Source organism: Tabrizicola sp. (assembly GCF_041911175.1).
Classification (GTDB): Bacteria; Pseudomonadota; Alphaproteobacteria; order Rhodobacterales; family Rhodobacteraceae; genus Tabrizicola.
On the sequence record NZ_JAYRPN010000127.1, the window covers coordinates 91,331 to 101,423 of the forward strand.

12 protein-coding genes are annotated in these 10,093 nt (G+C 67.6%); 4 read left to right on the forward strand and 8 right to left on the reverse strand.

Annotated elements, in window-relative coordinates; translation table 11 throughout:
- Positions 1-19: 19 nt before the first annotated feature.
- Both ACE3P6_RS17785 and ACE3P6_RS17790 read left to right on the forward strand, forming a co-directional pair.
- Positions 20-631 carry a GcrA family cell cycle regulator gene (locus ACE3P6_RS17785; protein ID WP_374397725.1) on the forward strand — a complete coding sequence of 204 codons (612 nt, stop codon included), beginning with the start codon at positions 20-22 and terminating at the stop codon, positions 629-631.
- Positions 632-813: 182 nt separating this feature from the next.
- The gene (locus ACE3P6_RS17790; RefSeq protein ID WP_374397727.1) at positions 814-3,009 is read left to right on the forward strand and encodes a spermidine synthase; all 2,196 of its coding nucleotides are present in this window, start codon (positions 814-816) and stop codon (positions 3,007-3,009) included.
- 12 nt (positions 3,010-3,021) lie between these two features.
- Here the strand turns inward: ACE3P6_RS17790 and ACE3P6_RS17795 are convergent, their stop codons facing one another.
- On the reverse strand, positions 3,022-5,028 hold the full coding sequence (locus ACE3P6_RS17795) for an AsmA family protein (protein WP_374397729.1): 2,007 nt from the start codon (positions 5,026-5,028) through the stop codon (positions 3,022-3,024).
- A 140-nt stretch (positions 5,029-5,168) separates the two neighbouring features.
- Here ACE3P6_RS17795 and rimO point away from each other — a divergent pair, with 140 nt between their 5' ends.
- Entirely contained in the window at positions 5,169-6,548 is a 1,380-nt protein-coding gene (rimO, locus tag ACE3P6_RS17800) for a 30S ribosomal protein S12 methylthiotransferase RimO (RefSeq protein WP_374397731.1), read from the forward strand.
- Positions 6,549-6,555: 7 nt separating this feature from the next.
- On the opposite strand, the gene ACE3P6_RS17805 is transcribed toward rimO, so the two are convergent.
- The 6 genes from ACE3P6_RS17805 to ACE3P6_RS17830 form a co-directional block, all read right to left on the reverse strand.
- Complete coding sequence (locus tag ACE3P6_RS17805) at positions 6,556-6,882, reverse strand: PRC-barrel domain-containing protein (protein WP_374397732.1); 327 nt, start codon at positions 6,880-6,882, stop codon at positions 6,556-6,558.
- Between the two features lie 136 nt (positions 6,883-7,018).
- Positions 7,019-7,381, reverse strand: coding sequence for a diacylglycerol kinase (locus ACE3P6_RS17810; RefSeq protein ID WP_374397734.1), 363 nt, complete (start codon positions 7,379-7,381; stop codon positions 7,019-7,021).
- A gap of 77 nt (positions 7,382-7,458) precedes the next feature.
- Positions 7,459-7,833 carry a hypothetical protein gene (locus ACE3P6_RS17815; RefSeq protein ID WP_374370335.1) on the reverse strand — a complete coding sequence of 125 codons (375 nt, stop codon included), beginning with the start codon at positions 7,831-7,833 and terminating at the stop codon, positions 7,459-7,461.
- 102 nt (positions 7,834-7,935) lie between these two features.
- Positions 7,936-8,310, reverse strand: a complete 375-nt coding sequence (locus ACE3P6_RS17820; protein ID WP_374397736.1) for a YigZ family protein — start codon at positions 8,308-8,310, stop codon at positions 7,936-7,938.
- Between the two features lie 40 nt (positions 8,311-8,350).
- A complete protein-coding gene (locus ACE3P6_RS17825) occupies positions 8,351-8,599 on the reverse strand; it encodes a DUF6455 family protein (RefSeq protein WP_374397737.1) in 249 nt (82 codons plus the stop codon).
- An 81-nt stretch (positions 8,600-8,680) separates the two neighbouring features.
- A complete protein-coding gene (locus tag ACE3P6_RS17830) occupies positions 8,681-9,391 on the reverse strand; it encodes a M48 family metalloprotease (protein ID WP_374397738.1) in 711 nt (236 codons plus the stop codon).
- Positions 9,392-9,514: 123 nt separating this feature from the next.
- Here ACE3P6_RS17830 and ACE3P6_RS17835 point away from each other — a divergent pair, with 123 nt between their 5' ends.
- Positions 9,515-9,757, forward strand: a complete 243-nt coding sequence (locus ACE3P6_RS17835; protein WP_374370323.1) for a hypothetical protein — start codon at positions 9,515-9,517, stop codon at positions 9,755-9,757.
- A gap of 3 nt (positions 9,758-9,760) precedes the next feature.
- Here ACE3P6_RS17835 and ACE3P6_RS17840 read toward each other — a convergent pair whose 3' ends face one another.
- Positions 9,761-10,012, reverse strand: a complete 252-nt coding sequence (locus tag ACE3P6_RS17840) for a DUF167 domain-containing protein (RefSeq protein WP_374397739.1) — start codon at positions 10,010-10,012, stop codon at positions 9,761-9,763.
- Between the last annotated feature and the right edge of the window lie 81 nt (positions 10,013-10,093).

Consider the following 10,093-nt stretch of genomic DNA (forward strand, 5'->3'; position numbering starts at 1 on the left):
TAGACAGGCGGAGATCGGGATGTCCTGGACGGACGAGCGCGTCGAGACGCTCAAGCGCATGTGGAACGAGGGCCAGTCGGCCAGCCAGATCGCCAAGGAACTGGGCGGGGTGACCCGCAACGCGGTGATCGGCAAGGTGCACCGGCTGGGCCTGTCGAACCGGGTGGGCGGCAAGGACGAAGAGGACGAGGGCACGCCCGCCCCGGCCCCGGTGGTGGCCGCCAAGCCCGAACCTGCGCCCCGGCCAGAACCGGCCCCGCGCGCCGAACCGCCGCGCCCGGCGGCCCCGGCTGCGGCTGCCCCCGCTGCAGCTGCGGCACCGGCTTCGAACGTGACGCCGCTTCCGGTCCGCAAGGCGATCATCCCGGCAGGCCAGCCGCTGCCGCCGCAGCCGAGCCTGAACGAGATCAGCCCCGAAGCGCTGGCCTCGGTCCGCGAGGTGGAGAAGCGCGCGCGGAAGCTGACGCTGATGGAGCTGACCGAACGCACCTGCAAATGGCCGATCGGCGACCCGGCGACCGAGGACTTCTGGTTCTGCGGCCTGCCCAGCCTGCCCGGCAAGCCCTATTGCGAGGCCCATGTCGGCGTGGCCTTCCAGCCGATGAGCGCGCGGCGCGACCGGCGGCGCTAAGCGCCCCAGGGCACCCGAAACCTGGAACCGCGCGGTCGGATCGGCCGCGCGCTTTCTTTTGCAGTCGTGTTCGGCAGGGCGATGCCTGTCCGCTTTTCGCTTCTTAGATTGTCCACTGCTTCGGCGCAAATTTGCCCGCTTTCTTCGTTCAGTTGCGCAAGGCAGAACGAGGAGACGATTTCATGACGATAGCGACGCCGATTCTGAAGGACGCGCGGTCCCGGCGGATCATCCCGATCCTGTTCACCGCCACCATCTTCACCAGCGCGCTGCTTCTGTTCTTCGTGCAGCCGCTTTTCACCCGCATGGTCCTGCCGCAGATCGGCGGCGCGCCGGCGGTCTGGACCACGGCGATGCTGTTCTTCCAGACCGTGCTGATCGGCGGCTACCTTTATGCCCATCTGATGACGCGGCATGTGCCGGTGCTGGCTCAGGTCGGGATCCACACCGCGCTTTTGCTGCTTGCGCTGCTGTTCCTGCCGCTGGCCGTGCCGCAAGGCTGGCAGTATGATCCCACCCGCCCGGTCGTGACCCAGACGCTCTGGTTGTACATGCTGGGCGTCGGCCTGCCCTTCGCCGTCCTGTCGGCAAACGCGCCGCTGATCCAGTCCTGGTATCGCAAAAGCGGCGGGCCAAGCGCCGACGACCCCTATTTCCTCTATGCCGCCAGCAACCTCGGCTCGCTCGTCGCGCTTCTGGCCTTCCCGCTGGTGGCCGAACCGCTGTTCGGCGTGAAGGCCATCTCGGGCGGCTGGTCGATCGGCTTCATGGCGCTGGGTCCCTTGTTGCTGCTGTCCGGCCTTGCCGCGCGCAAGGGGGCAAAGACCGAACATACGGCATCTGCGACGGCAGGGGCGGAAACGGCCCCCGGCCTGCGAAGACTGGCGTACTGGGCTTTCCTCGCCTTCATCCCGTCGTCCTTGATGCTGTGCGTCACTTCGAAGATCAGCACCGACCTGGGGTCGTTCCCGCTGGTCTGGGTCATTCCGCTGGCGCTTTACCTGCTGACCTTCGTCCTGGTGTTCTCGACGCGCTCGCCGCTCGGCGCGGACCGGCTGCGCCGGGTGTTGCCCCTGGCAATCGCCGTGCTGGTGTTCTTCAGCCTGCGCCCCACGGCGACGCTGAGCTGGATCGCGCTGTTCCTGCTGGCCTTCTTCGTCGCAAGCCTGCTGGCGCACCGGATGCTGTTCGACGCGCGCCCCGACGCGCGACAGCTGACAGTATTCTACCTGACCATGTCGGTCGGCGGAGCCCTGGGCGGCCTGTTCAACTCGATCATCGCGCCGCTGGTCTTCGACCGGCTGCTGGAATACCCGATCACCGTCGCGCTGGTCGCATTCCTGATGGTCCGTCGCCCCGGCGAGAGGGCTCCGCGCGACATCGCGCTTGGTCTTGCCCTTTCGGTACCGGTACTGTTGCCGCTGCTTCTGACCTTCCCCGCCCTGGACCAGATCGGTCCGGTGAACCGCGCCCTCCTGACCGTGGCGATCCTGCTGGCGATCCTTGCCGTCTTCCGGGCGCGGCCGGTCGTGCCCGCAACGGCGACGGCGGCGCTGGTCGCGATCTGGGCGCTGTTCGGTACAGCGAACGTGCTGATGATCGACCGCAGTTTCTTCGGCGTGCATCAGATCTCGGTCAAGGCGGGGGTTCGCGAATACCGCAACGGCACCACGGTCCACGGGGCGCAGCTCGTGTCGGAGACCACCGGCAGGCCCACGCCGCTGACCTATTACCACCCGCGCGGCTTGATGGCCGAGCTGGTGAACGACACGCGCAAGACCCCCGCCCGCACCATCGGCATCATCGGCCTGGGGACCGGCGCGCTGTCCTGCTATGCCAAGCCCGGGCAGGACTGGCACTACTACGAAATCGACCCGATGGTCGTGGATATCGCGACGAACCCGCAGTACTTCAGCTTCATGTCGACCTGCGCGCCCGACGCCAAGATCCACGTCGGCGACGCCCGGATCGTGCTGCAGGAACAGACCGACCTGAAATACGACATCCTGGTGATCGACGCCTACAGTTCCGACGCGATCCCGGTCCATCTGGCCACCGCCGAAGCGATCCGGCTGTACCTCGACCGGCTGAACGAGGGGGGCATCCTGGTGTTCCACGTCTCGAACCGGTTCTACGACCTGACGCAGCCCCTGGCCGTCGCGGCCAAGGAACTGGGCCTGGTCGGACGCTATCGCTACCAGAAGACGGACGAGCTGGAAGGCGCGACCGGTGCCTATCCGTCGAAAGTCGTGACGCTGGCGCGGACCGTCGAGGACCTGGGCGTCTCGGCAACCGATCCGGCCTGGGGTCCGCTGCCCGAGCCGACGATCAAACTCTGGACCGACGACTACGCCAACCTGCTGGCGGCGCTGAGATAGGTCGCGTTCGGGTCAGTTGCCGTTCAGGATCTCTTCCAACGCCTTCCGGGCCTGGTCCTCCAGCGCGTCGGTGGCGCCGCGCTGCGCGGCATCGCCCAAGGATTCGTCCGGGGCGACGTCGACCCCCAGCTCCTCTTTCAGCCGCTGCTCCAGCTCGGCCTTGGCGGCGGCTTCGGCGGCCTTCGCCTGTTCCTCCAGCCGCGCGGCGGCGGCCTTGGCTTCGGCCTCCATCTTTTCCCGCGCGATGGATTCCAGGTCCAGCCGGAACTTCGGATCGGCCCAGGTCCCGGTGATCAGCAAGGGCACCATCACCCCGCCGGTTCCGTCCTCCGCCGCCAGCGCCGTGGGCCGCAGCCGGTAGTTCAGGGTCCGCCCGCCCAACCCGATCTCGCCCGTGCCCGAGGCGGTGACATAGGGCGCGACCAGCTTCAGGTCGCTGTTCGACAGCACGCCGCCGGTGATCGTGTAGGTGCCCGCCAGCCCGTCGAAGATGGTCTTCTGGCCCTCGCCCACATAGTTCAGGTCCAGGGTCTTCAGCATTCCGGCGATGTCGAGGCCGCGCAGCTCGCCCTGCCCCAGTTCCAGCGACCCCTTGCCCTTCAGGCTTTTCATGATCGCGTCGATGGAGTTGCCGACGCCCAGGAATTCCAGGTCGAAGTCGCCGGTCGACACCAGCCGGTCCCAGCCCGCAAGGTCCATCAGCATGGGCTGCGTCTTCAGGCCCGCAAAGTTCAGCCGCCCGCCGACAGACAACCCGCCGCGCCCGTTGACGACGAAATCCCCGGTGATCCGGCCCTCGTAGGCCTGCATCTCGCGGATGTCGATCACGGCGCGGGCGCGGTCGACGGTGATCAGCGCGCGGGTCTGGCCCAGCTTGAGGACCCCAAGGTCGATGGAAGGCGCGGCAAGCGCGATCTCGGCATCCAGCGCGCCAAGGGCGCTGACGTCGATCTCGCCGGTGGGCCAGCCCTCGGCCTCCATCCCCCCGGCCTGGCCGCCGCCCATCTCGCCTTCCGGCCCGGTGCCGATGGTGATCGGCCCGGCGGCCAGCTGGCCCTTCAGCTTGTAGCGCGCCTCGCCCGGCAGAAGGTCGAGGTCGCCCTTCAGCCGGTTGCCATCCGCCACGAGTTCAGCCCCGCGCAGGAAAGCCGCGCCTGTGCCATCCATCGTCAACGTGCCGGCGATCTGCAACTTGTCCTGGCCAAGGCCGGGGCCGGGACGGCTGAGGTCGCTGCCCGTCAGCGCCCCCAGCGCCGGAAGATCGGCAAGGTTCGCCGTCAGCGCGCCTTCCGCCGCCACCGGGGCATAGCCGCCGCGCCCGTCGAAGCCGATGGTCGACCCGCCCGCCGTCAGGCTGGCGGTCAGGGGCACCACGCGCCCCATCGCGAAGGCCGAAAACACCCCGCCCTGCAGGTCCAGCGCCACGCCTTGCCCGCCGGACAGCGCGGTCGCCGTCAAGGTGAAGGGGCCGGAGAAATCCGGGATTGCAAGCGTCGCATCCACGTTGTCGAGCGCGATCACCTGCCCCGTCTGGCGGTCGTTGAACCGAATGGACCCGCCGGTAATCGACCCCTGATCCAGCGTGAAGCCGGTCGCGGGCGCAGGGACGCCCCCCTCGGCCCCGGCAGTGCTCGCCGCGAAGACCCAGTTCGCCTGCCCGTCCTTGTCGCGCTCCAGGTTGATCTGCGGCTGGTCGGCCGATAGGCCGAGGATCTTCACCTCGCCCCCCAACAGCGCCCCGAGGTTCACGTCGATCGACAGGCTTTCGGCGCTGAACAGCGGCTGGTCGCTTGCCGCCCAGTCGGCGTTGGCGATGCTGACCGGCCCGGTCGTCACCCCGAGGCTGGGCCAGAGCCGCGGCTTCACCTCGCCGGTCAGCGCCATCTTGCGCCCCGTCATCGCCTCGAACTGCGCCGAGACCGCCTGGGCGATCCGCTCGGAGGGGACCATCGCGATCAGCCCGACGGCCACCAGCACGATCCCCGCCAGCGCAACCCCGGCCCGGATGATCCAGCGCATGCTCACCTCCTTGGATTTTCTTGTTTTGCCGAAGTCTATGCCCCCCGGCGGCGCGATGCCAAGTCAGGGGGGCCGGACTGGCATCAAATGGCCGAGAGGGCGGGCTTTCCTGAACCGGCGTTGCGCGCTATAGGCGGCGCATGTCCCAGAACCCGCCGATCCTCCGCCCCGACCTTGCCCGCGCCCTTGTCCCCGACCTGCGGCGCGAGGGCCAGCCGACCATCGGCATGGTCTCGCTGGGCTGCCCGAAGGCGCTGGTCGACAGCGAACGCATCCTGACCCGGCTTAGGGCCGAGGGTTATGCGATCAGCCCGGACTACAAGGGCGCGGATGCGGTGATCGTGAACACCTGCGGGTTTCTGGATTCAGCCAAGGCCGAAAGCCTGGACGCCATCGGCGAGGCCCTGCAGGAAAACGGCCGGGTGATCGTGACCGGCTGTCTTGGGGCTGAGCCCGACTACATCACCGGCGCGCATCCCAAGGTTTTGGCGGTGACCGGCCCGCATCAGTACGAAGCGGTGCTGGATGCCGTGCACGGGGCGGTGCCTCCCGCGCCCGACCCGTTCATCGACCTTCTGCCTGCCACGGGCGTCTCCCTCACCCCGCGGCACTACAGCTATCTGAAGATTTCCGAAGGCTGCAATCACCACTGCAAATTCTGCATCATCCCCGACATGCGGGGTCGTCTGGTCAGCCGCCCCGCCCATGCCGTCCTGCGCGAGGCGGAAAAGCTGGTCGAGGCCGGGGTGAAGGAGTTGCTGGTCATCTCCCAGGACACCTCTGCCTACGGGGTCGACCGCAAGCATGACCTCTCGCCCTGGAAGGGCGGCGAGGTGCGGGCGCATGTCACTGATCTCGCGCGGGAAATGGGCAAACTGGGCGCCTGGGTCCGGCTGCATTACGTCTATCCCTACCCGCATGTGCGCGACCTGATCCCGCTGATGGCGGAGGGGCTGGTGCTGCCCTATCTCGACATCCCCTTCCAGCACGCCCACCCCGACACGCTCAAGCGCATGGCCCGCCCGGCTGCGGCGGCGCGGACGCTGGACGAGATCGCCGCCTGGCGCGCGGTCTGCCCCGACCTGACCCTGCGCTCGACCTTCATCGTCGGCTACCCCGGCGAGACCGAGGCCGAGTTCCAGACGCTGCTCGACTGGCTGGACGAGGCGCAGCTGGATCGGGTCGGCTGCTTCCAGTACGAAAACGTCGCGGGCGCCCGGTCCAACGATCTGCCGGACCATGTGCCGCCCGAGGTGAAGCAGGACCGCTGGGATCGCTTTATGGAAAAAGCGCAAGCGATTTCCGCAGCAAAACTGGCTGCCAAAGTTGGAAAAGTGCTAGAGGTGATCGTGGATGAGGTGGACGAGGACGGCGCCACCTGCCGCACCAAGGCCGATGCGCCGGAAATCGACGGCAACCTCTTCATCGACGAAGGCTTCGAAAGCCTTGCCCCCGGCGACATCGTCCGCGTCGAGGTGGACGAGGCCGGGGAATACGACCTCTGGGGGCAGCTGGCCTGAAACGACCCTACCGCCAGTAGGGCGCCACGCCGAAATGCGCATAGCTGCGCCGGGCATAGTCAAGGTCGTCGAACCAGAACTCGGTCAGGGCCGGAGCGCCGGTCAGCTGGCGATGCGTCACGTCGGTGACGAATCCGCCGATGCCGGACTCGTAGCCCAGCGTCTTCCAGGGCAAGGGGTAGGTCCCGGTGCCAAGGCCGAGAAAGCCGCCGAAACTCATCACCGCATAGGCCACTTGTCCCGAGGCCTTGTCGATCATGAGATGGTCGATCTGGCCCAGAAGGTCGCCGTTGCGGCTGAAGACCTGGGTGCCGCGGATATCCGAACTGGACACCAGGGCAAAACTGCCGTGCCCGTCCGCTCCGGCGCCTGACGGGGACTGCTTGCGAAGCATGGAAGCCTCCATTGCTTTGGGTTGCTCCGGCACATTCAACGCCGAAGTCCGCATCGGGTTCCCTGTCCCGGAACCCTCATCCCACCAGCACGACCACCCAGGCCACCCCCGCCGCAATCGCCGCCAGCGCCACGCAGGCCGAACCGCAGTCCTTGGCCTTCTTCGCCCTCGGGTCGAGACCGGGCGAGATATGGTCGACCACCTCCTCGATGGCGGTGTTGATCAGCTCCGCCGCCAGGATCAGCAGCCCCAGCGCAAGGATCAGCGCGCGTTCGCCGGGGGTCAGGTCCAGCGAAAAGGCCAGCGCGGCGGACAGGACATTGGCGATGGTCCACTGCCGCAGCGTCTTTTCCGTGGCCCAGGCGGCGCGAAAGCCCTCCCATGACCAGATCACCGTATTGGCAAGCCGCCGTGCCTCGGCCGCAAGCATGTCGCGCATCGGTTCTCTCCCGCCCCTGCCCCGGCGGAAAGGTTAGCCCCGGACGCCCCGCGCGTCGAGACGCCCGGGCTCCGGCCTCAGCCGTGGCGCAGGACGTTGACCAGCCACAGGATCGCCCCCAGAAGGATCGCCCCTTCCAGTACCGGAAAGGCCGGGCCGATGGTGGTTTCCGCCACCCGGCCCGACATCAGCAGGAAAAGGCTCAGCAACAGAAGCAAGGCACCCACCTGATGCAGCCAGAAATGCACCTTGGGCAAGGTCCCCTCCGCCAGGCCGGGAATCACCCGGTAGCCGATGCCGAACACCGTCATCAGCGTGAAGCCGAGCAGGTTGATATGCGCATGGACCGGCGCGAGCGTGTGGTCGCCGCTGCCGCCCATGTAGGCCCCAAACACGATGCCGACCACAAGATACACCGCTCCCATCACGATGAAACCGCGAGATATGGACATGTCTGTTCCCCGTTCGCCGGGCTCTCGAACGGCCCGGTGCGACAAAATGTAGCAGGTCCGGGGCCTGCCACCAAGGCTTTCATGCAAGCATTCGAATGCGTATCAGGGCGTCCGACCCGCCCCATCGCGCAGGGCAGCCAGCGCCGCACGGGTGCAGGTGACAATATGGGCGAAACGGTCGCCGCCCAGATGCACGCCGCCATACCAGCGCGTCACGACGACGATGCGGTCCGCCACGCCCTCGCGTTCCAGCATCTTCAGGATCACCGCGCCCGCGCCCGCCTCGCCGTCATCGTTCTTCAGCGGCCCGCCCTCGGACAGCAGCGCGGCCCAGGAGTGATGCGTTGCCTTGTCGAACTTGCGGCGTCGGCGCAGGTTGGCGAGGAAGGCGTCGATCTCGGCCCGGCTGGCGACGGTGCCAGCCGCCGCCGCATAGCGCGATCCGCGGTCGCGCAGCAGATCTTCCAGGACGATCATGGCGCCACGCTACGAAATCCGGCGCCACAGGGCCAGAGGATCAGCCCAGGGCCTCGATCCCGGCCTTGTTCGGGCAGAAATCCGGCATGGCATGCGCCGACCCCGAACTGACCAGCCAGCGCTCGCATTCCGCGCTGCGTCCGCAGGCGGCGCAGCGCGCGACCAGGTCTTCCAGCTCGTCGCGCTGGAGCCAGCCTTCCACCACGGCGCGTGGCAGGTTCACCCCGGAAATCCGTGCCATCCCCCGTGTGAGCCACCAGGCTCTCGGCGCCTCGGGATATCCGATCATAGTCCAATCCCCATTGTCCGGTCCCTCCGGTCCTCCGGGGACAATGCTGCCCAAGGCCGGGCGGCACCGCATTGACCCAGATCAAGAGCCGGTCAGCCGCCGGACCGTTGCCGCGACCACCGCCTTGCGCGCGGCATTCGGCGGATGACTGCCCAGGAACCGGTCACCGGGATCGGGCAGCCGGTCGAAGAAGGCGGTGCCGCGCACCGGATCGAACCCCGCCACCAGAGCGATCTCGGCGCCCAGCGCATCGGCCTGCAGCTCGAAGTCCTTGGAATAGCTGCGCGCCGCAACCTCGGCCCCCAGCGTCTGCGCCTGTTGCACCTCTTCCGGCGTGAGGCCGCTGGCCTGGGCCAGAATCCCCGCCATCAGAGCCCCGGACATGGCCTGGTCCTGCCGCTTCGGGATATGGCCCTCGACATGGTGCGCCGCCTCGTGGCCCAGCACAAAGGCCAGTTCGTCCTGGTTCCGCGCATCCATGATCAGCGCCACCGTGAAGCCGATCACCGGGCGGTTGAACGAATCCACCGTCTGGAAGGCATTGGGCGGCTGGCCCGGCCGGTCATCGATGACGATGCGGAAGTCGCAGTTCTTCGCCGCGCCCCGATCCCGGCAATAGCGTTCGGCAACCGGTTCGACCCGCGACACGACGGCCAGGAAGTTCTCGGCCGCTATCCGCGCGGGCTGATCCGGCGCCGCCGTCGCCGCCACGGGCAGCGCGGACGGTGGCGCATAGCCGGACACGCAGCCAGCAAGCGCCAGGGACAGCAGGACAGATGAAAGCAAGCGCATGGGAAACCTCGACCGGACCGGCGCAGGGTAGCAAATCCGCAGCCGGGGGAAAGGCGGGCTCACAAAGCTGTCATGGTCGGCAAGGCCATTGCCGTCATCGGCACCAGGCGCTAGCCTCGGCCCATGTTCACCATCGAGCACGAATTCGACGCGACCGTGATCACCCTGGTTGACGAGGGCGCGGACCTTCCCCTGCTGGAAGACGTGGTGATCAACGCCTTCGAGGATTGCATCACCATCGAGCAGGTCGATCCGCAGACCGACGAGGTCCTGCGCATCACCTTGTCGACGACCCAGTTGCGCGATCTGGCGGCCGCGCTGAACCTGCCCGAAGGCAGCTACCGGCTGGAGCGGAAGGCGCCGTAGCTTTCAGTCATCCAGCCGGAAGATCTTGTCGCGCGTCGTCGCACCGCGCACCAATGTGAGCCGCGTCTTCGCCACCCCCATCGCCTTTGCCAGCGCCGCCCTTGCGGCTTCGGTCGCCTTTCCGGCCTCGGGCGTCTCGGTGACGGCGACGCGAATCTGGCCCTCCACCAGCTCCACCCCCGGACGGCGGGCGTTCGGGGTGACGCGGATAGTGATGGTCGCGCCGGGCCGGGCAAGGTGGCTGAGGTCGGTCATGCCCCTTGAAAGCCGGGCGCGCGGGCCGGGGCAAGGGCAAATCTTTTCGAAAAGATTTGCAAAATCCTTCGAAGGATTTTG